This window comes from Streptomyces sp. NPDC020965 (genome assembly GCF_044333555.1).
Taxonomy (GTDB): domain Bacteria; phylum Actinomycetota; class Actinomycetes; order Streptomycetales; family Streptomycetaceae; genus Streptomyces.
In genome coordinates this window covers 72915-94935 of the sequence record NZ_JBIRRE010000013.1, presented here as the reverse complement: position 1 = coordinate 94935, position 22021 = coordinate 72915, and the positions used below count along the sequence as shown (strand labels likewise).

13 protein-coding genes are annotated in these 22021 nt (G+C 67.8%); 12 read left to right on the top strand and 1 reads right to left on the bottom strand.

Translation table 11 applies throughout. The annotated features are described in order from the left end of the window. Positions 1–1069: 1069 nt before the first annotated feature. The 11 genes from ACH4S7_RS31650 (at position 1070) to ACH4S7_RS31600 (ending at position 16505) form a co-directional block, all read left to right on the top strand. Positions 1070–3949 (top strand): CRISPR-associated endonuclease Cas3'', encoded by a 2880-nt coding sequence (locus tag ACH4S7_RS31650; protein WP_398524796.1) that lies wholly within the window; start codon positions 1070–1072, stop codon positions 3947–3949. 368 nt (positions 3950–4317) lie between these two features. Next, positions 4318–5880: a type I-E CRISPR-associated protein Cse1/CasA gene (gene casA, locus ACH4S7_RS31645; RefSeq protein WP_398524795.1), complete on the top strand. Its 1563-nt coding sequence runs from the start codon at positions 4318–4320 to the stop codon at positions 5878–5880. Further along, the gene (casB, locus tag ACH4S7_RS31640) at positions 5880–6503 is read left to right on the top strand and encodes a type I-E CRISPR-associated protein Cse2/CasB (protein WP_398524794.1); all 624 of its coding nucleotides are present in this window, start codon (positions 5880–5882) and stop codon (positions 6501–6503) included. Before casA ends, casB begins: the two co-directional genes overlap by 1 nt. Before the next feature lie 160 nt (positions 6504–6663). Next, complete coding sequence (gene cas7e / locus ACH4S7_RS31635) at positions 6664–7821, top strand: type I-E CRISPR-associated protein Cas7/Cse4/CasC (protein WP_398524793.1); 1158 nt, start codon at positions 6664–6666, stop codon at positions 7819–7821. After that, on the top strand, positions 7818–8606 hold the full coding sequence (gene cas5e, locus ACH4S7_RS31630) for a type I-E CRISPR-associated protein Cas5/CasD (protein WP_398524792.1): 789 nt from the start codon (positions 7818–7820) through the stop codon (positions 8604–8606). Before cas7e ends, cas5e begins: the two co-directional genes overlap by 4 nt. Further along, complete coding sequence (cas6e, locus tag ACH4S7_RS31625; protein ID WP_398524791.1) at positions 8603–9253, top strand: type I-E CRISPR-associated protein Cas6/Cse3/CasE; 651 nt, start codon at positions 8603–8605, stop codon at positions 9251–9253. The genes cas5e and cas6e overlap by 4 nt, the downstream gene beginning before the upstream one ends. A gap of 27 nt (positions 9254–9280) precedes the next feature. Beyond that, entirely contained in the window at positions 9281–10834 is a 1554-nt protein-coding gene (locus ACH4S7_RS31620) for a Mu transposase C-terminal domain-containing protein (RefSeq protein ID WP_398524790.1), read from the top strand. Beyond that, entirely contained in the window at positions 10831–11649 is an 819-nt protein-coding gene (locus ACH4S7_RS31615) for an AAA family ATPase (RefSeq protein WP_398524789.1), read from the top strand. The genes ACH4S7_RS31620 and ACH4S7_RS31615 overlap by 4 nt, the downstream gene beginning before the upstream one ends. A gap of 1207 nt (positions 11650–12856) precedes the next feature. Next, the gene (locus ACH4S7_RS31610) at positions 12857–13378 is read left to right on the top strand and encodes a hypothetical protein (RefSeq protein ID WP_398524788.1); all 522 of its coding nucleotides are present in this window, start codon (positions 12857–12859) and stop codon (positions 13376–13378) included. A gap of 60 nt (positions 13379–13438) precedes the next feature. Next, positions 13439–15781 (top strand): hypothetical protein, encoded by a 2343-nt coding sequence (locus ACH4S7_RS31605; protein ID WP_398524787.1) that lies wholly within the window; start codon positions 13439–13441, stop codon positions 15779–15781. Further along, the gene (locus ACH4S7_RS31600; RefSeq protein WP_398524786.1) at positions 15759–16505 is read left to right on the top strand and encodes a hypothetical protein; all 747 of its coding nucleotides are present in this window, start codon (positions 15759–15761) and stop codon (positions 16503–16505) included. Before ACH4S7_RS31605 ends, ACH4S7_RS31600 begins: the two co-directional genes overlap by 23 nt. A 434-nt stretch (positions 16506–16939) precedes the next feature. Here the strand turns inward: ACH4S7_RS31600 and ACH4S7_RS31595 are convergent, their stop codons facing one another. After that, on the bottom strand, positions 16940–17614 hold the full coding sequence (locus ACH4S7_RS31595) for a hypothetical protein (RefSeq protein WP_398524785.1): 675 nt from the start codon (positions 17612–17614) through the stop codon (positions 16940–16942). Positions 17615–18352: 738 nt separating this feature from the next. Here ACH4S7_RS31595 and ACH4S7_RS31590 point away from each other — a divergent pair. Further along, positions 18353–21868: an NACHT domain-containing protein gene (locus tag ACH4S7_RS31590; protein ID WP_398524784.1), complete on the top strand. Its 3516-nt coding sequence runs from the start codon at positions 18353–18355 to the stop codon at positions 21866–21868. Positions 21869–22021: the final 153 nt, after the last annotated feature.

The following is a 22021-nucleotide window of genomic DNA, read 5'->3' as shown; positions in this document are numbered from 1 at the left end:
TGGCCGACAAGTAGGCCCTGTTTACGCGAGGTCGAGGGCCCTGGAGCCTTCGCGGACATCGGCGACCTGGCTTTACCCCTGCTTGCGCTGGGCTGGCTGATCTTCCGGGTGAGCCGCCGACTCACCCGATCCACGTGTCACTCCTGCTCGCGCAGGGTTGAGAATCTCTCGGGCATGCCGGGCTGGCTCACCGACGTGTCACCCCAGCTCGCGCGGGGCGGAGGACGGCCCCCTCGACCGCGTGGCGCTGGACCCGGTGTCACTCCTGCTTGCGCGGGGGCGAGGTGGAGACGGTGGAGCGCGGGACGTTGGCGCGGGTGTCACCCCTGCTTGCGCGGGGTGGAGTCGACGTCGCGTGATCCGACAGAGGTGGCGCGGGTGTCACCTCCGCTCGCGAGGGATGGATGAGAGGTCCTCCAGCCAGATGCCGGGAACCGTGGCACCCCTGCTTGCGCGGAGCCCGAGTTGACAGCGTGGGTCCGGGCCGTCACAAGGGTGAGTCGGCAGATTACTGTGCGTGTCCGTCGTGTCGCTTCTGCAGGGGCGGAGAAGATTGAGCAGCCTGACCAGGGCAGTCCTTATCTGAGTGAGCAGGTGTCACCTCCGCTTGCGCGGCGTCGAGCCGATTGTCGAGGTGAATCTGGAGTAGATGGCTGAGTCACCCCTGCTTGCGCGGGGGTTGAGTCGTGGATCTCCAGGGGGCCGCACAGCTGGTGCGTGTCACCCCTGCTCGCGCGGGGCGGAGTGCCGGATCCCGGGCGGGAGCGAGGGGCCGCGGTGTCCCCCTGCTTGCACAAGGGGTAGAGGCTTGCTGAGCCGCAGCGTAGCAGGCGCGCGGGTCTGTTTTCCCTCAGCTGCATGGTCGAAGGGCTTCGCGGGTCCACTGGGTTCCCTGCTTGCGCGAGATGAGCTGCTTATGCGACCGGTGGAGTGCCCGGAGCCCGAGTCGCCTTCGCTTGGGCGAGGTTAGTGTGGCGGGTGTGCCGGCACCGTTCAGCGTAGAATTTTCTTGTGTCCCGCTACAGCTTTCCGGGGATCAACCTGTCTCAACAATGGCAGATTTGGCCTCGTGAGATTTGTGGAGGACGGCCGTTACGGTGCAATCGATCTGAGTCCGTGGGGGAAGTGGGACGCTGTTACACGTGCGTCGTATGCGCTGTTGTTCCACATGGTTGATGTGGGTGCGGTCGCTGCCGAGCTCTGGGACCGGTTCCTGACCGCCAGCCAACGGGACGTGATCGCTCACGGGCTGGGTATGCCGGTGGGGGATGCCCGTCGGGTGGTGGCCTTCCTCGCAGGCATGCATGACCTCGGGAAGCTGACCCCGCACTTTCAGTGTTGTGAGCCGTCGGCGCGGCTGCGGGTGGGGGAGGAACTGCTGGCGGATATGGGTCCGGTGGCGCCGGTGGGGCATGCCCGGGCGTCGATGCATGTGGGGCTGGGGCTGTTGGTCGAGCTCGGGTTTGCTCTGGGGGGTAATGACAGTCCGGCTGTCAGGGCCGCTCAGTGTCTGGGTGGACACCATGGCCGTTTCCTGCAGGTGGATGTGGATCAGGCCGCGTCTGCGGGGCGGGTGAACGCCACACTGGGCGGGCCGCTCTGGCAGGATCTGCGCCGCCGTTACACCCGCCTGCTGTGGTACCTGTTCGGTGTGGAGAAGGCTCCCGGCCGGATGACGGCCGAGGCCTCGGTACTGATCACCGGACTGACCATGCTCGCGGACCGGCTCGCGAGCCGGCGCGGGTTCTGGCTGCCGAACGCCCACATGCCCGCCTTCGGCGCGCACGAGCACTACACCCACGCCCGTCACCAGGCACGACAGGCGGTGGAGGACTCAGGCCTGACCCGGTTCGGCCTGGGGCCGACCGCGTTCAACACCGCGCACGGGGGTATGGGTGAACCCAATGAGGCGCAGGCATCAGTTCTCGGGCAGATGCCGGCCGCAGTGGCGGCGCGGGGGAGCGGCATCGTGGTGGTCACGGATGCCACCGGTTCGGGCAAGAGCGCGACCGCTCTGGAGCTGGCACGGATTTTCAGCGAGTACTGCGGAACGCAGGGGGCGATGTGGCTGCTGCCGACCACCGCGGCGGCCGACGCGGCCTACGACGTCCTCGACCGGTACGTCCGCGCCCACCGCCCCGAGTCGGCCCCGGTCACTCTCGTGCACAGTGCCGCCTGGCTGAACCGGGCGTACACCGACGGCCTCCTTGCCTCCGACGAGGGGTCCGTCCTCGACGGCCCCCGCGAACCGCCCGCCGACGCCGACGGGACGCTTCCGGAGGAAGGTGACGAGGTGGAAGGGGAGGAGGGGCCCGGTCCGGCCGGGCCGGACGCGTGGCTGCGCGGTTGGGAGAACGCGCTGCTCGCTCAGTTCACCGTCGCTACCGTCGACCAGGCGCAGATGGCCGCGCTCCCGGTACGCCACAGCGCGCTGCGCCTGCTGGCCATGACGGGGAAGACCGTCATCATCGACGAAGCGCACGCCCTGGCTCCGTTCAGCCAGCTCCAGCTGCGCCGTCTGCTCAACTGGCTCGGGGCACTGCGATGCCCGGTCGTGCTGCTGTCCGCGACCCTGCCGGCCTCCACGAGCACCGACCTGGTGCGCGCCTATCTGTCGGGCGCCGGGCACACCACCCGCGTACTGGGCGGACGTATCCTGGCTCCCACCTTTCCCGGCTGGATGTTCGCTGACGCCGCCACCGCCCGCACCACGCACATGGACAGCGGTGCCCGTGCTCGGCACATGGACCGGCAGCGCCGCCCCGTCCGCGTCGAGATCCGCGACGTCGTCCACCGCCGGTTCGAGCCCGGCCGGCCGGCCGGCGCGGGGGAGCGGCTCGCCGTGATCGCCGACGCCCTCGAGCCGGTGCTCCACGATGGCGGCTGCGCGGCGGTCGTGTGCGCGACCGTCGCCGATGCCCAGGACACCTACGAACACCTCCACGGCACGTGGCCCGGGGCATCTGACGAGCTGTTACTGGTCCACGCCCGGGTCGGGGACCGCCGCCGGGAGAGGACTGTGTCGCAGTTGCGGCGCCTGCTCGGCCCCACAGGCCAGCGCCCCGAGCGGCTGGTCGTCGTCACCACCAGCCTGCTCGACATGAGTCTGGACATCGACGTCGACCTGATGGTCAGCGACCTGGCCTCGGTCGCCCGCCTGCTGCAGCGCGCGGGCCGCCTGGGCCGTTTCTCCCGCCAGTGGGCCGCCGGCGCCCGCCGCCCCGCGTGGTGGAACACCGAGCAGGGCCCGTGTCTGACGGTCCTGCATCCGGTGAACAGCCGCAGGACCACAGCTCTGCCGCCCGGCTGGCGCCAACTTGAGCCCGCGACCGTCGTGCACGCCACCGCCCGCCTGCTGAAGCAACGGGCGGGAGGGCCTCTGTCCCTACCCGACGACGTCCAGGACTTGGTCGAAGCGATTCACGGTGATTCCTCGCCGTTCGCCGCCGAAACCGCGCGCCTGCGGACCCTAATGGCCGGCCATCACACCCGGATGACCGCAGAACAGCACCTGAGCGCCGTCCACCTCGTGCCCGCCCCGCAGCGGGTCTCCTCCCTGGCCGACCTGCACCGCCAGCACCTCACCACGGCCCAGGCAGCGACCCGCCTGGGCACCCTGCCGCGCCGACTGCTGCCCTGTTACCGCACCGCCAACGGCACTCTGACCTTCGACGCGGCCGGCCATCACCCACTGCCCGACCAGCCCCATCTGAGCGCGAAGCACGTCCGGCGCATCCTCGAGCACACCCTGCCCGTCCCCGCAGCCTGGGTCTCCCGCTCAGGCCCACGCCACCAGCCGCCCGACAGCTGGCAGCAGCACGCTCTGCTCACCGGCACGGTCCTGCTCCCCACCGAGACGAACCAACCACCACATGAACACCGTTTCGGTCAGTACATCCTGCGGATGGACCCGGACCTCGGACTCGTCCAACGCAAGGACCAGGCATGATCCGGAACGAGGAAGCACCTCCCAGGTGCTATCAGGCCACAGGTTAATATTGAAACAATCTTGCGATTTGTGCGCTGCTTGCGCCACGTGATTCGCTTCCTTCCACGCGAGCGCCGAAGCTCCACCCGCACGGCCCGACGCGTCGTCCCACAAGGACGTCCACTCACTCTGCCCGACCGGCTGCAGCACCTTTGCGCCCCACACTGCCCGCCACGCGATTTCGTGTCCCCGCGCAGGCGCCGCATGCCCCTCCCGCGCTGAACACCCAGACACCACCGTCCCCGGGCTCATGACGCCCCGGACCACCCGTTCACGTTCGCCCCGCAAGGGCGATGCACCCTCACGCCGTACGACAAAGGCTCCTGCTCATGCCTCCGATACCGTTACCCACCTCCTTCAGCGCCGCCACAGACCCATGGATCGAGGTGCGCACAGGTTTCCGCCACGACCGGGTCGGGCTGCTGGACCTGTTCCTGCGCGCCCACACCTTCGACGACCTCGCACTGCCGCATCCGCCCGCCGCATCCGCCCTGCTGCGCATCGCGGTCGCCATCACCGCCCGCATCACCGGCCTGGACGATCCCGAACTCGGCGCATCCGAGTGGAACCGACTGCGGCGCTCCTGCCTCGACGCCGGCCGCTTCGATCCCGACCAGGTGCACACGTACTTCGCTCAGCACCAGTGGAATGTCTTCGACCCGGTGCGGCCCTGGCTGCAGGACCCCGCACTACGCGCCCACTGCGACGACAGCACCGGCATCAACACGCTCGTCACCGGCCGCCCGGCAGGAAACAACTTCGCCTGGTTCAGCCCCCACCACGACCTCAGAGCCGAGCCCGTTCCCACCGCCGAGGCACTGCAGCACCTGCTCATCCACCACTTCTACGGCCGATCCGGCACCGGTACCCCCCGCACCGCAGACGTCATCTCCAGCAAGCAGCTCAGCAGCGGCCCGCTGAGAGCGACCGTCTCCTTCCACCCACTGGGCCGCACTCTGCACGAGACCCTCCTGGCCGGATGCCCCTCCTTCACCGGGGACGAGCAGCTCAGTGATGACCACTGCCCCTGGGAACTCCCTAAGCCGGCTGATCCGTTCGATCCACCGCACCCGGTCACCTGGCCCGGCCGGCTCCTGACCGGCCGCTCCCGGCACGCGATCCTCCTCATACCCGGCAACGACGGCGCCACCGTCACCGACGCCTACCTCACCTGGGCCGTGCCTTCCCGGCAGCCCAGACTCGAAACCACCGACCCCTACCTCGCCTACACCATCGACCCCACCAAACCGGTGGAACGCCGCCGCAGCACCCGGCGCGCGGACGCGGACCGCGCCTGGTGGCGCGAGCTGGACACCCTCCTCCTCGCCCCCGACGAGAACAGCACCACCCGCAGACCCGACATCTTCAGCACCCTCAACGACCTTCCCCCTGACCTGCGCCGCACCCTGCGCATACGTGTCCACGGCTTCGACCAGGACGGCAAAACCATCGACCACCAGTGGTACACCGCCCTCACGCCGCCCCTGCTGCACTGGACACAGGAACACGACCCGCACGCTGCACAGCGCATCGCCGACTGCTGCCGGGCCGCCGAAGAGGTCGCGAAGAGACTCACCACGGTCACCAGGCAGGCATGGCAGGCAACCACCAGTCCCGCAGCGAAGCCGCGGTCGAAGAGAACCGGGCGCGACCCCGCCTGGACCGATGACGCCGCCACCCGCTACTGGCCCCTGGCGGAAGCCGTCTTCTGGCGACTGCTGGATCAACCGGACACCCCCGCACCGGCGGCATTCACCGAGGCCGCCGCCACAGCGCTCCGCACCACCACCCGCACCGCCCGGCAACGCAGTACCGCGGCCGCCCGCGCCGTCGCGATCGCCGTCCGCGACCTCCGCCGGCAATCTGCCCCACACCGAAAGAGCAGCACCTGATGCCCACCGCAGCCGGACACCACGCTGGTTACGACGAGTTCGTCGACATGATCCACGAACTGTGCCGGCAGCCCGGTATCCGCAAGAAACTCAGCACCGGACGGGGCCGGCCCATCGAGGAATGCGCCCTCATGCACAGCTACCTGCGCCGCACCATCCGCAGACCCGGACGCCGCGCTTTCTACACCACCGCCTCCCTCATCGCCCTGGCCGACCCCACCTGCCACGACGCTGACGACCCTGGCCCCCACGCGCCGACACCCGGCCCGGTACCGACTGTCGGCACGGCCAGCGCCGCACCACCAGACTCCACCGGGCCGGTCGCCGTCCAGCCCTGGTTCTCCCGGCCCAATCTGGGAGCCACCCTCGCCACCGCGGTCCGGAACGCCGGGTACAGCGAACAGCGCACCGGCGACAGGCTCCACGTCCTCAACCGCCTCGGTGACGACCAGCTCCACCGCCGCCTGCCGCAGGACGTGACCCGGCTGCTGCGCAGCGGCCTGACGCCCGACTGGGCTGTGCTGCTGAACGACCTCATCCAGCGCTCCTACCACCGCGACAAGGTCGCACTGCGCTGGAGTGACTCCTTCTACCTGGCGCTCGAAGACGAGCCCGCCGCCTGATCCCTCCGCCGCACTGCGATCAGCCCCCCGACCACCCCCGGAACCCGGCCATGGACATCCGGCCCCGCCTTGTTCGCCCGCCCCGCGCCCGGCTGCGGCCTCAAACCCTGGCAACACGGCGCCCCACCCGTGTCACCACCCCACCCACAGGAGCACCCCCTTGCACGTCCCCGCCCGTTTCCTCGACCTGCACATCCTGCAGCCCATCACCGCAGCCAACCTCAACCGCAACGAGCACCAGGAACCCAAAACGATCGAGTTCGGCAACACCGTGCGGGGATTCGTCTCCAGCCAGAGCTGGAAACGCGCCGTACGCCACGCCGTCGAGCACGACCTCAACGAGCCCGCCGCCCGCACCCGCATGCTTCCCCTCGTTCTCGCCAAGCGCCTTCACCAGAACGGATGGCCCGAGGAACTCGCCGCCTTCGCCGCCGCCCAGATCGTCCTGTCCGCCAAGAAAGACGGACTGAAGCACGAACCGAACTACCAGACCAAGGCCATGCTCTATCTACCGAAGGACGTCATCGACGACCTGATCACCCTGTGCGAGAAGAACCGAGCCGAACTGGAAGAAACCCTCGCCGAGCAAGACACCGCCGGTACGAGGAAGAAGCCCCCAGCGGTACTGAACGCGAAGGAAGTCGCCCGCCACCTGATCCGCCGAACCGCCAGCATCAACCTCTTCGGACGCATGCTCGCCGAACTGCCCGCCGGCCACATTGAAGCCGCCGTCCAGATGGCACCCGCTTTCACCGTGCACCAAAGCGACCTGCAACCGGACTACTTCACCGCCGTCGAGGACTGGCCCCAGCCCGGCGACAGCGGCAGTGCCCATCTGGAGACCACCTTCCTGACCACCGGCGTCTTCTACCGGTTCGCCACCGTCAACATCACCGAACTGCAACGCAACCTCGGCGCCGACACTCCCGCCGACACCATCCACGAACTCATCGAACTGTTCACCTGGCACTTCATCACCGCCATGCCGAGCGGCAAGAAGACCGCCACCGCACCCCACACCATCCCCGACCTCGTCCACTACACCATCCGCGACAGCCGCTCCATCTCCTACGGCGCCGCCTTCGAACAACCCGTCAAAGCCGCCCCCCGAGGCGGCTACAGCACCCCGGCGATCACAGCCCTCACCGACTACGCGACCACCATCAACCGCCTCATGGGAACCCGGCGCCGCATCGCCCACGGCCACGCCACAACCACCGGCCCCCTCACCGACCCGCTCGGCACCCACCACACCTCCTTCGACACCCTCGCCGCAGCCTGCGCCACCGCAGCCCTCACCCCCGCCATACCCGCATGAGCGGCCTCATCCTGCGCCTGGCCGGCCTCCAGCAGTCCTGGGGCGAACGGGGAGTCTTCCGTAACCGAGACACCAGCGCCTTCCCCACCCGCTCCGCCCTGATCGGCATGTTCGCCGCAGCCCAGGGCCGCACCCGCGAACACGCCCTCGACTCCTACCCCCACCTGCCCGGCACTCCCAGCCACCACGACCTCACCTTCACGATCCGTATCGACGACCCCGGCACCCGCTACCGCGACTTCCACACCGTCGGCGGCGGCTACCTCCGCGAGCAGCAGCTGCACACCGCAGAAGGGAAGCGCCGCCCGGAAAAGGCATCCATCCTCGTCTCCCGGCGCGACTACCTCACCGGCGCCTGCTTCACCGTCGCCGTCGAAGGCCCCGACGCCCTCATCGCTCACATCACCGACACCCTCACCGCACCGCACTTCGGCCTCTTCCTCGGCCGGCGATCCTGCCCGCCCGACGAACCCCTGATCATCAACGCCCACACCACAGACCCCGTCACCGAACTGCGCACCCGCGTCCCACTGACCCGCGCCACACCGCCTCGCACAACCGACCCCATCTCCGTCACCTTCGTATGGGAGCACCCCCCGCCCGGCGCCAGCCCCCTCTATCCCGACCGTGAAGCGGTCAGCGAACCGGCCGACCTCACCACCCACGCCCGCCGCCACCTGCCCCGCCCCCTCTGGCTCACCACCGAACACCTCCCCGCCAGCCTCTACGCCGGCCCCCGCCCCCTCGACGCTCTCACCACCTACATCCTCGGAGACCGAGCGTGAACGCCCCCACCCTCACCCGCCTCACCCTCAACCCCCGCCACGGTGCCGTCCGGGCCGACCTCGCCGACGCCGTCAGCCTCCACAAAACCCTCATGCGCCTGGTCCCCGACAACCTCGGCTCCACGCCCCGCGCCACCGCGGGCCTGCTGTTCCGCCTCGAAACCACACACGAACCCATCGTGCTCATCCAGACCGCCACACAGCCCGACCTGGCCGCGCTGCCCCACCAGTACGGCACCGCCCACACAAAGACACTCACCGCCATGTTCCAGGCCCTGCGTCCGGGCATCACCGCCCACTACCGCATCACCGCCGCACCCACCATCGACCGCTCCGCAGGCACACCCCACCCCCACCCCGTCACCGGCAAACGCCGCGGCAAGACCACCCCCCTCACCGGCCCCGCAGCCCTCCAGTGGTGGCAACGCCGCGCCCAGACAGCTGGACTCGACGTCCTCACTTGCCACACCACCCCCCGTCCCTTCCCCCGCCAGGACCGCACCCGCCCCGGGCCCTTCCACAAGCTCACTCAGTTCGAAGGCATCGCCCGCGTCACCAACACCGACCTCCTGACCTCCGCCCTGCGAGGCGGTATCGGCAAAGGCAAGACCTACGGAGCAGGCCTCCTCTCCCTCTCACCCACCTGACCCCACCCTCCCGCGAAGGGAACTGCCATGCAGCCACCCCCGAACATGACGGCCCTGCGCACCGTCGCTGTACGCCGCCTCCTCGCACTCCAGGACGACCACCAACTCACCCGCCCCCGAATCACCGGCGTCGCCGACGCCTTCGGCGTAGACCCCCGCACTGTCGACCGCTGGCTCGCCAACGCCCGCGCCAACAACGGCATCTACACCCCCACCGCCCGCCAACGCTTCGAACTGAACGCCGTCATGCTCGACGCCGTCGCACGCTGGCGCGGCAACGTCACCGCCGCCTGGCGCGAACTCCAAGCCGACCACGAGCCCGGCGACCCCCCGCTGCCCTCTCTCCCCACCTTTCACAAAGCCGCTAACCGGGCCCTCTCACCCGGACTCCGCGCAGGCCTGCGACACGGCGAAAAGGCCCGCCGTTCCTACGACGTGGGCGGCAAGCGCCAACGCCACCACCGCAACTACGCCTGGGAAACCGACCACGTCGAGGCAAGCGTCAAAATCACCATCGGCGGCCACACCCGCAAACCCTGGATCACCTTCTTCGTCGACTGCGCCACCTGCGCCATCTGCGGATTCGCCATCACCCCCCAGCGGCCCAGCCGGGAAGCCGTCCTCGTCGCCATCCGCGACGCCGTCCTCATCGACGAACACCACGGTCCCTTCGGCGGCATCCCGGACCGCGTCCGCGTCGACGGCGGCAAAGAATTCCTCTGCACCACCGTCGGCGAAGCACTCGGCGCCCTGGGAACCGAACGCATCGCCCTGCCTCCCTACACCCCCGAAGGTAAACCCACCGTCGAAGCCGTCAATGGAGCCATCAAGAAGACACTGTTCGCCGGCATGCCCGGCTACACCCACGCCCCCACCCTGCACGGCGGCAAGCCCGTCGACCCCGACCAGCCCCTGATCCACTTCGAAGCCTTCGTCGCCCGGGTCCGGGAATGGGTCCACTGGTGGAACCACGAACACACCATCAAAGACCTCGACCACCAGACCCCGGCCCAAGCCTGGAACAACGACACCGCCCTCATCGAAACCATCACCGCCGAAGCCCTCCACACCTACACCCTCGAGCGACACGGCAAACCGCTCACCATCAACAACTCCGGCGTGCGCTGGCACAAGAGCGACTACATCGCCGACTGGATGCACGGCTTCGTCGGCGAAAAAGTCACCCTCCGCTACCTCCCCCACCACGACCACCGCGTCGAACTCTACGACCCCCGAACAGGCCACCACCTCGGCCCGGCCTTCATGGCCAACCAAGCAACCCCCCAACAGATCCGCGACCTCAAACGCGCCCAGCGCCGCGAAGCCGACCGTCTGCGCGCCCGACTGAAAAAGGCAGAGAAGAACCGGCGCATCCGCTACGCCGCCGCAACCGAACCCCAGCACCCCACCCCGCTGGTCGCCCTGCCCGAAGACCAGGCACTCCAACACCTGCGCGACCTCGACGGCTTCAACCTCCAAGCGGAAGCCCTGCCCGACTTCATCCCCCTGCCCACCCCCGCAGACGAGTGGACCCGCCCCCTCAACACCCCACCCCACCACCCCGGACAGGACCCGACATGACCCAGACGACACCCACCCCACCCCGCCGGCCCAGCCAGCTGCCCCCACCCGCCAAAGACCACTACCTCGGCCTCACCGAGGCCAACACCATGGGAACCAAAGCCGTCGCCGAAACCGAAGACCGCATCAAGAAAGCCATCAAGCACACCGCCATCGTCTGCATCCACGGGACCGTCGGCCTCGGCAAAACCTTCGCCGTCCACACCGCCCTGCGCCGCCACGCCCCCGACACCACCCTGCGCCTGCGCTTCCGCCAGGCCCCCAACATGAGCGAACTCCGCGGAAACCTCTGGCGCGCCCTGGAGCTGCCCGGAGACCCGCCCGATTCCGCAGACCTGTGCGGACGGGACATCAAAGAGGCCCTCGAACAAGAACCCCGACGCGTTCTTCTCCTCGACGAAGTGCAGTGGCTCAGTCACACCGCCCTTGAATACATCCGCGACCTGTGGGGCGACGATGAACAGCGGGCCGCCGTCATACTCGTCGGCAGCGGCAACACCCGGCAGAAGATCCTCAGCTGCCCGGCCCTGCACTCCCGCATCCTCGACTGGTACCAGTTCGCCCCCCTCACCCCCGCCGAAGTGGAAAACACCATCCCCGCCTATCACCCCATCTGGAACCAGGCTGACCCCGGCCTGGTCCTCTACACCGACGACCACGCAGGCCACGGCTCCTTCCGTAACTGGGCCAAACTCACCCTCCACCTCCGCGATGCCCTCGACGACAACCCAGGACTCACCCTCACCAAAGACCTCGTACGCTGGGCCTTCAGCCGCCTCGACCCCACCACCCGCCACACACCGCCACGGGGCTGACATCATCAGCCCTCCCGCATCCGCCCGCGGCCATACCGCCTGTCTTCCCCGGACGAACGGGACAGGGGTGAGCAACAGATCGGGAGAGGCCAACCCGCGCAGGGACGGCGAGCAGCACCCGATCCGACACGAGAAGAAGTCCGCCGTCCCCCTCCCGCCGATGGGCCGCGAATCGAGCAGGGTGGAGCCGTGGACTGCTCAAGCAGCCGGCGTCGATCGCCCCATGTCCGATACTGCCGAGCGGGAAACGCAGGCCCGAGTGGAGGCAGAGAAATCAGGTACGCCCCCACCGGGCGAAAACTGAGCAAGACACGCGGCGTGGGCGCGGCAGTCGCCCCGCCGCGACAACACACGGTCGTGGCCACCCTGGGCGAGACGATGCCGCACACCCCGAGGCGCCTGTGGATCACCGGGCAGGTGAACGGCGATCCTCACGTTCAGCCGGTCCTGCAGTCGACAAGAGGGGAAAGCACCCATGGCTGGCACAGGGCCACCGGTAATCCAGCCCCAAATTGCGGGACGCTCACACTCGCTGGCCAAACCACGGGCTTCCGACCCCCTCATGCGCCAGCCCGAAGACTCCTCGCGGCAGTCCAGGGAGGGCCAGAGCCAAAAACAGAGCCCTCCCGGCTCCCGTCGGCGGGCAGGCGGTGGCTGAGATACCTGGGCCCGTGGCCACCCAGCCGAAACCTCTTGAGTATCAACAGAAGCAGAAGTTGCCAAATCTCCCTTCGGAAACGCAGAGGCAGTGGCAGAAAATATTCGCACGAACCGGAGGTATAACCTGACGAATCACGAATCTCCCTCCCCGCTAGCTGAGGCGCGGGGACGCTGTGGTCATGCGACTTCACCTGCTCCGCTGGATTCTCGACCCCGTCACAAGTTGGCAAGCCTTACAGAAATTCAGAAAGAGCCATGGGAGTACCTCGTTCGACGTGGTCTGGCGGCAAGTCAGAGTAGCCCGCTTCCCTGACGAAGCCCCCTATGTTCAACATGGCCACGCGCCGCCGAACGATACTGATCATCCCAAGCACGATCCACACTGACCGGCCAGATGGCCGAATCTGGAACCGCTCAATTCTGGTCGAACAATTCAAGATCGATAAGGCGAAAGGTTTTCGTCACCTTTCGGGAAGCTTCCACCAGCACCCCTGGACCCCGGAAAGAATCAGGCGGTCCGTCATTCCGGAAAACGGGGGAGCACAGCATGCCGGATCCTGTCGAGATCACCCTGATCAGTTCCGCCCTGCCCGCCGTATTGACCTTCGCCTTCCAACGCCTGGAGCACCTGCTCGGCCCCCGGCGCAGAGAGCCCGAACCGGACGTCACCACACCCGACGCCCTCGTCGGAACGCTCCAGCTGCCGCTCCAACCCGACGAGGACAGGCTCCAGGCCCGACAGGCGGAACTCGAAATCCTGCGGGACGTCCTCGCCTCCTACGCCTGCGGTGACGTCCCCGTCAGCTCCTCAGACCAGAAACTCCTGCGGAACGTGGCACGACTGCGCGGAGCCCTCGAAGACGTCTACAGCCAGCGACTGACCTTCGCCGGTGAAAGCCGCCCCGCCTCCGGGCCCTTCGTACACCAGACGCTCTCCACACTGACCGGAGAGGCCACCGGGATGAAAGCCGACGAGGTCGTCGGCAACGCCCAGGTCGTCCAGGACGTGGGAACGGTCGACGCCGGCGCCAAACTGATCGGCATGAAGGGCCGGCGGATCGGCGGATAGCACACCTCCCACCACCCACTGTGCGACCGTGCCCAATACTTCCGCCCGAAGGGCTGAGCGTTGACGCTGAACGAACCCACCGACCCGCACCCGGCCACCTCCCTGCCGCCAGCCTCCGCCACTGTTCCGGCGTTCCCTGCCAGCGCACCGGCCGTCGCAGCCGACGAGAACACCACCCCCACCCTCAATGCAGCACCCCATGACACACCGGAGCACACAGACGAAGCCGCTGCGATCACGCTGGCACAGACTGCCGAAGGCCCCGAAGCCAGCAACCCGTCCGCCGAAGGGACGCCGCCCCCCTCTCCGGCGATCACGCCCGACACCGACCCCTTTCCAGAAACCGAAGACAAACGCGAAGACAGCAGTGCCGAGACTGCCGCCGAGGGCGGACGCGGTGCGAGAGTCGAGCAGAGCGTTCCGGTCAACCACGGCACAGTCATCGGCGTACAGAACAACAGCGAGATCCAACGCCTGCGGGGAACACCCCTGCCCGCAGAGTGGATCGACAGTCGCCTCCGTTGCTACCTCGCCAACGATCAGACGACGCAAGCCATCGACACAATTCTGGCCGCCCACCGAGTCGCCGTCATCCACGCCCGCGCCGGCACCGGCCGCTACACCACAGCCCTCCACGTCCTCACCTCCCAAGACGTGAAGACCATCCGCCAGGTCCGGCGCGAACCCAACGACAAGGTGGAGCTCGAAGGACTCAAAGACGACGACACGGGCTGGATCCTGGACCTCAGAGACGAAGCGGAGGTGCTCCCAACCAGCTTCGGACTCCATCTGAGAGAAGTCACCGACCACCTGCGTGAAACCAGCTCGTTCCTCGCCGTGATCACCCACACCGACAACTGGACCCGTGTCGCCGACGAAGCCCCGGACCTAGCCCACCACCTGAACCCACCAGACGCCCTCCACGTACTGCGCGCCCACCTTGATGCTCAGCAAACCCCTGTCGACCAACTGGACAGATGGCTCGGCGAAGGGAAGATCACACAGCACCTCGAAGGCGCGACACCCGCCCAGGCCGTCCGCTGGGCAGAGAAAATCAACACCGCCGTCAAGCTCAACCATTCCACCGAAGAGCGCAAAGATTTCCAGGACCTCGTCGAATCCGTCGTCCAGTCCGTCCAGAACTGGCGCGCCAAGCTGCTCGATTGGCACTCCAAGAACACGGACAGCGGCCACCGCACCTACCTACTCGCTGCCGCCGTCCTCGACGGCGCATCCGCCGGAACCGTCTACGAAGCCCACACCGAGCTCGGCACTGCACTCGGCGACACCCCCGAACCCACCAAGGGGCAACAAGGCCCAGGCATCATCCAACTCACCCACGCGATCGGCGCGGAGCTGGGATCTGACAACCGCATCCGCTTCGTGAAGCCCGGATACGCAGAGGCCACCGTCGACTACTTCTGGGTCGACCGCCCCCATCACGTCGAAGCCTTCACCCGCTGGACCGCAGACCAGGCCGCAGCACTACCCAGCGAACTCGGCACCCCGCTGGCCAACCGCGTCAGCCAGTGGGTCACCCGCTACACCCTCACCAAACAGAACCTCACCGTCCTGCGCGCGATCGCCACCCATTGGACGAACTCCCGTGACTTCAGGCACCACGCCCAGGACCTCCTCGTCGCCGCCGCAATCGACCCCGTGACCGGCAGACTCGCCCGCACTCGATACCTCGCCTGGGCCAAAGCCCCGGACACGACCGACGCCACCAAAAGCAAGCACACACCCGTCGCCCTCAAACAGGCACTTGCCGGAGCCCTGGCACAGCTCGGCCCCGCCTACCCCAACATCGCTCTGAAACGACTCGCCGAAATCGCCGCTAACACCACCGAACCCCGCGTTACAGACGCCGTCGGTGACGCCCTGATGGAACTATGGGACCAAGAAGGGCTCCAGGAAACGATCCGCACCACCCTCACCTCCTGGTTCGACGCCACCCAGCCCCACTACACCGCCGCCGCCCGCCGCGCCTTCCTTCATCTCGCGGCCAGGGCCGTCCCCAACGGCATTCCCATCCTCCTGACCGCAGACAACACCGAACCCGACACCTGGACCCTCACGGGCTGGCGCTGCGCCCTCGACGGCACGACAACCGCAGTCCAGGCCGCCGTCGACACATGGCTCGATGCCGCCCTCGCCCATCCCGGACTGCGGACCGCCGTTATCGAAACCTTCACCGAAGCGATCCTCCGCTCCCACGCCGACCGGACATACCTCCCACAGCGTTACATCCTCCTCAATCACGCGGCCAACGGCTGGGAACCCGCGCACGCAGGACAACAGCCCACCGAACGCACCCACCTGCGCGACGAACTCCTCATCGCCCTCCGAGAAGCAGACCCGAACGCTCCTACGCGCCCACATGCTGCGCCGACCACGCCGTAAAAACAGTGGCTGGCCCACACCCCGCGCAGGCAGCCTCCACACCACCTGCTCGGCCCCCAGCTCAACTTCCGGCTACCCCTTCACCCTCACCCTTGACGGAGCCTGGGAAGAACTCCCCTCGCCCCATCCCCACCACACCCCCGAAGCCGTCGCAGCCCACCACGCCCTAACCATCGCCCGCAACATCACCTCCACCCACGCCCTGACCGACATCACTCCAGCCACCGCACGCGTCAACACCCTCCTCGGCTACTCCACAAACATCCCCAACGCGCCCGTCAGACTGACCTGGGCACAGGCCAGCCTGACAGCCGACCCCGAGGCCGTGAGCACAATCGCCCAGCAACAGCGTCACCTGCACGAGGAAGAACAGCGCGTCGCCAAGCGGAACCGCTGTTTGAAGGAAGCCCGAGACCTGCGCGACACGCTGATGAGCGACCCCTCACTGGCCCTGTCCTACTGGTTCGCTACCGCACCGCAGACCATCGACGAGGACACGCTCTCCCGCCTCGAAAAACTCCACAGCACCGCAGCCGCCTACGCACCGCAAGGTCACTGGGCGCCTCTTGCCCGTATGCTCCACGCCTTCGCCGACCAGCTTCCTGACGAAGCCAGACTCCATCTGATCGACACCCTGGCCACCCTCATCGACAGGTACGGTCGTCCAGATATCGCCTCCACCATCCGAGCCCTAGGGACTTCCGAAAGCGGCCGTTCCCAGTAACGGCGAGCGACACGGCAGACCGAAACGCCCTCGCAGGGTCTACATGCGGTCGAGGAGCGCATCAGCACCCATCTCGCCTCTCTCAACTTCGGACGTACAGCGCCAGTGGTTCTACGTGTGCGGGCAGGCGATAGACGACTGCCGATGCGCACGATTTCTGCGAGCGTGGAGGTCTCTTGGCCGTGGAGTTGCCGGGCGGTGCCGCTGATGCGTTGGGGGCGCCGCCAGCGGAGCCGCGGCAGCCGGCGCGCCGTTGTCTGTACGGACCGAACGATAGTGGGCAGCATCACCAGTGCAGAGGCCTGAGAAACCGACAGAGCCGGACGGGCCGGCGCCCCCTCGTCCACGTCCGTGGCGGCACCGGCTGCAAGCAATCCCTCTTGCGCCGTTCTGGGTGGTCCGACGATTAAGCCGGGCCGAAGCCCCCTCCGGTCCTACTCGCCCCGCTGCTTCAGCGGGATGGGGGCATCGAAGACGTCGACGACGGACTCCGAGGTTCCGCTGCCTTCGAAGTCGACGTCGTAGCGGCTGTGCAGCAGCGTATGGATCCTCACCCACCTGTCCTGATCCGTTGCGTCTGCCGCCACCTGGAGCGCGCCGCGAACAGGACCGGCACCGCTGAACCTCTGCTTGCTCGTCCAGGTCCGCGCGAGCTTCGCGCCCTCAGGGATGGCCCAGGTGCGCGGCTCGGCGCTGGCCGGTACGGAAACCTCGTCGTTGAGCAGGCGGATGACCCACCCGACGCCCCCATCGCGCTGCCGCTCATTCGACATGCGGATACCGAGTCCGATCATGTAAGCCCCTTCAAGGTACTCCTCAAGTTCCTCGTCGATCTTTCCGAAATACACAGCCTCGCGAACGACCTCGACCGGCCCGCACTCGGTGAAGGCCCCCATGACCGGAGGGCACTTGTCCTTCAGGTACTGCTGCACGGCCATGCGGACCGCCTTGGGCACCCGGTCGAGCACCTCTCCAAGGGCATGGTCGTCCCGGTCGTACAGAAAACAGTTCAGCGCACTGACCAGTTCCCCGGTCACGTGGAGATCACCGGCTCCCAGCGTGGTCACCGTCTCCAGTTCGTCCCCAGGACCCTTCACCAGGGCGAACACCCTGCTCCGGCCAGGGCTGGTGTGCGCGATGAACGAATGAATCATTTCTGTCTCACATCACATCTCAGGAGCGGTTGCCGACACGAAAACGCGCCTGGGCCGCAGAAGAATGAGGGAACCCTGTCAACCGACGTGTCGCACGAGTTACTGGCTCGTCCGCATGGGTCGGAGGTGAGTCGCTGTCAGACCCGGCGCTTCAGCCCGGGATCCGCATGGCCGTGGGCAGCCTACCCAGGCGGCATCAGCGGGGGCAAGACGCCCCCGCCGCCTCCCAGGCCCGGCGCTCCCTCGGCGAGTCAGTGATGGTGACGCCCTTCGTACACGGCTCTGCCGGTGCTCTCTCTGCGCCACCGCGACGCTCCGAGTATTCAGCGCACCCAGTGCCACTGGGCGAGAGCTGGTGTTCGAGGTGCCGCCCTGACCGGCTGATCGGAGCAGACCAGGACACCTCGCGACAGGGCGGACAAAGTCGTGGGCAAGCGCCGGGATGAGCGAGGTGCCCACACTTTAGTGCCGATAGGCATCGGTGACCTGAATCAGTTTGATCTGCGGCCGCAGGGTGCCGTCCGCGTCGACGAGTAGCGACTCGCCGCAGAGGTCCTACGGCCGATGATCGGTCCTAGGGGCGTTGAGCCTCCGGCATCGGCGTGCCCCGGTTCGGCATAGCATCAACGCGAAGAAGAGGTCGGTCCTGGGGCACAGCCTGGTAAAGGCTCGGTGCCGGGAGGAATGCGGTTTATGCGGACAGCGAAGCGCGGCGCGCTCGGCGGGGCGAGCAATGAAGCGGGCGCCAGCCACCGGGCCGGAGTGGCGGCTCTGCTCGCCGTCTACGGGTTGCTGGGGGAGCCGGTCCCGTGGCTGCGCTCTGGTGCGCCTCCGGTTCTGCTGCGGATGGAGGTGGACCTCCACGTTGACGACGTCGTTGTCGACCTCGGCGATGGCACGCGTGCCTTCATGCAGGCGAAACTCAGCGCCGGGCGCAAGGCGTTCGAGGACACAGTCGACCAGTGGTGCCGTGCTGTCGCCTCCGGCGAGTGCAAGCCGGGTGACGAGCTGCTCCTCGTGGTCGCCCGAACCACGGTGACCTATCAGAGCTTGGGTGATGCCCTGGTGTCCCGACGTGACGGTGCCTCCCCGACCGCTACTGCAGCCGAGCACCTTCAGCAGCTGCGGCGACTGGCAGCCGGGCACGGTCTCGATGCCTCGGGCATACAACGTCTGCTGGACGCAGCCGCGATCCGCGTCGTGGACGCCCGGGACAACAACCCCGGCGAGGCGCTGGGCACCGCGTGCCTGAACGCGGCCGTCGTTTCCGCAGGAAACGGGCAGGCTGCCTTCCGCGCCCTGCGCGCCGCAGCCCGCACCCAGGCAGAGCAACGTGCCACCTCCAACCAGGGCATCTGGCGGAGCTGGCTCACAGACGCCCACCTGCCGCTCACCGCCGATGCCTCCGGTTCTGCCGCAGCCCAGTTGGAAGCCCGGGATCAGGCCATCAAGCGCTACCGCGCAGAATGGGCGCAGAACCAGGACGTCCTGCCTCTCGCTGACCTTGGGCTGGGACTCACGTCGATGACCGCGCCGGGCATGACCAAAAACCTTCGCGCAACACCGCCCGGTCGCGAGAACAAAGACGACAGGCTTGTCGACGCGGTACGCCGCCAGGGGCGACTCTTTCTGGTGGGGCGACCGGGAGCGGGTAAGACCGTGGCTTCCCGGCTGATCGCAGCGCGCTGGGCCGCGAACGATCGCGCGCCTGTCCCCGTATGGCTACGCCTTCGCGACCTCATCCCGCTCCTGCCCGCCACCGGCCCCTACAGGCTGGAGGTTCGTGATCTCATCGGTGCCGCGGTCGGCGACGCCCAGCCTCTACTGACCGAAGAGCTGCTAGCCCGCGTCGAACAGGGCCAAGCCCTCCTCGTCCTGGATGCGCTCGACGAGACCCTGGGGCGCCGGGATCCGGTCGTGGAAGCTGTGGCTGACCTCCTCGACCGGCTACCCGCGGATCTAGATGTCCTGGTCACCTCCCGGCACTCCTGCCTCCACTCTGCCGGGCTGCTACGGCTGCCCGTATACCGGCTGCAGGACCCCTGGCATCTGACCGGCACCCTCGACCGGCTCCTGGTTGACGTGGCCGAGCAGCTGGGCGATGAAGCAGCGGACGCCGGGTGGAAGACGGAGCGCAGAGCGCGTATCGCACACTCCCGGCACGCCGAACCCGACCTGTGGCGTGTTCCGCTGCTGGCCACACTGATGGTGCTGCTCATCGCCCAGCAGCTGGCGCGAGCTGTCCCCTCGGGACGCGCCGGTCTGCTGCAGGAGGTGATCGACAGCAGCGTCCGCCTATGGGAGATGCGCCGAACCACCCTGACCGTGCCGGACACGGCCCCCGAACTGACCGCAGATGTTCTCCTCGACTGCTTTGACGACATCGCCCGGCTGGTGGCCGCCCACGGCAGCACCCCATGGCAACACGCCCATAGCGCGGTCAGCGACCGGCTCCAGCAGCACTGGGGCAAAGCGCCCGGCACCGCCGCTGCCGCCGCCCGGCACATCCTGGAGCACTGGGATGCCACCGCCGGGGTGTTTATCTCCGACACCCCCCATGGCACCCTCACCGCCCGCACCCGCCTGTTCGCCGAGATCGGTGAGGCACGCTGGGCCGTGCGGAACGCAGCAGCCCTGAGCGAGTGGATGGACGGGGCCGCCGTCGAACGGCCAGAGTCCGCGCGGCTGGCCGCGAGCCTGTCCCCGCTGGCCGCCGACGCCCTCATCACCCTCGCCATCGACCAGGGCGATGGAACCCTCGACCTCGTCCATGCCGCGATCCAGGACGGAGCCGTGTTCCCAGAGGCGGCCCTGCACACCTACCGGCAGGCCCAGCTGGACCGCCTGACCACTTTTCTAGACCGCTATCCGCCGGCTTCCTCCGAGCACGTCATCGATCTGAGCGAGGGACAATCCCCGCGCGCCGAGTTCATCATCCGTCTCGCTGGCGAGGACCTCAACGCTGCACAGACCGAGCAGCTATGCGCAGCCGCGGCTGCGATGAGCCCTCGGCTGGAAGCCGTCGTAACCGCCCTGCGCCTGCAACAGGAGGCCCACCGGAGCGGCAGAGAACTGACAGATGGCGAACTCGACGTTCTCCAGGCAGCCCTGGAAGCTCTCGGCGACGATGACGCCGAGGCGGATTTGGGGCGCATCCACGGCTCCGACGAACTGATACGCGCCGCTGTCACCCACCTGGTGCCCCAACGGCCGGAGACTGCATCAGCCGTCGCAAACATCGCCACCCACATCACCTTGGACACACTGGAATGGCTGGATGTGGAGCTCCCAAGGCTGGGCCACACAGTCACCCTCAAGACCATCCGGCAGCTCGGCAGCTCGGATGCACTGACATGGCTGGCCCAGTCGGCTCTGGACATGACGGCGCTCTTCCACCTTCTGACCAGCCTCGACGAGGAACCCGTCACGCTCGCGCCGGCGCAGGCCTGGCACCTCGATGAGGCAGCGGCGTTCATCGGCGTCCTTGGAATGAGAACCGTCGGGGCATTGAAGATCTCGGCGGCGGCGGTACGACAGCAGCCGGACCTGACCCGAAGCCTTCTCCGCCTCACCATCAAAGCCTGCGGCTACGACAGCACCCTCATCAGCGCCCAACTGCGCAGCCTCAGCCAGGAGAACCCCGAAAGAACTAACTGGAGCCTCCTCTACCAACCCAGCACCCGCGCCCCCGCGCCCGGACACGCCGCAGTCCTCATCGACGACTACTTGCTCCTGCGAGCTCTGCGGCAGGGCAACACCTGGCTCGTCACTCTCGCTTTGGCGCTGGCTGAGACCGCCCAAGTTCCCAGCCACCTCGGCACACACCTGGTGACGGAACTGCCCACCCTCGGCCCGCGCACCCGGTTGCGCACGGCCCAGTTCCTCGCCTGCCACTGGCCCGATCTTTCCCTCCCCGACGACGACGCCCTCATCCGGGCCGGAGCAGCACACGCTCGCGCCGCAGCCCTCGCCGACAGTCTGCGACACCGCGACGCTCACCCACTGCTCTCCGACCCCGATCTCCTCGTCCGTCAGCAGACCGCCCGCGGCCTCACCGACATCCCCACGCCCGAGCTGCCCGTGCTCAAGGAAGCTCTGACCGTGCCCGCTCATCAGTGGACCTGTCTGAACTGCGGAACAGTGGTTCCAGCGGAGGTGGGGAAGTGCGAGTGTGGCCACACCCGGCCTCGCATCGAGATCTCAGAATGACGTCGGATCACTGTCGGGCGTGATCTGGAGCCGAAACGCACGAGTCGGCATACACGTGCGACGAGCGCGGGAGTGCAGACAGGTCTGACCACCTCGCTGGCGAGTCACGCTGCTCGCAACCGGGACCGGATCAATCTTCGGCGCACCCACGAC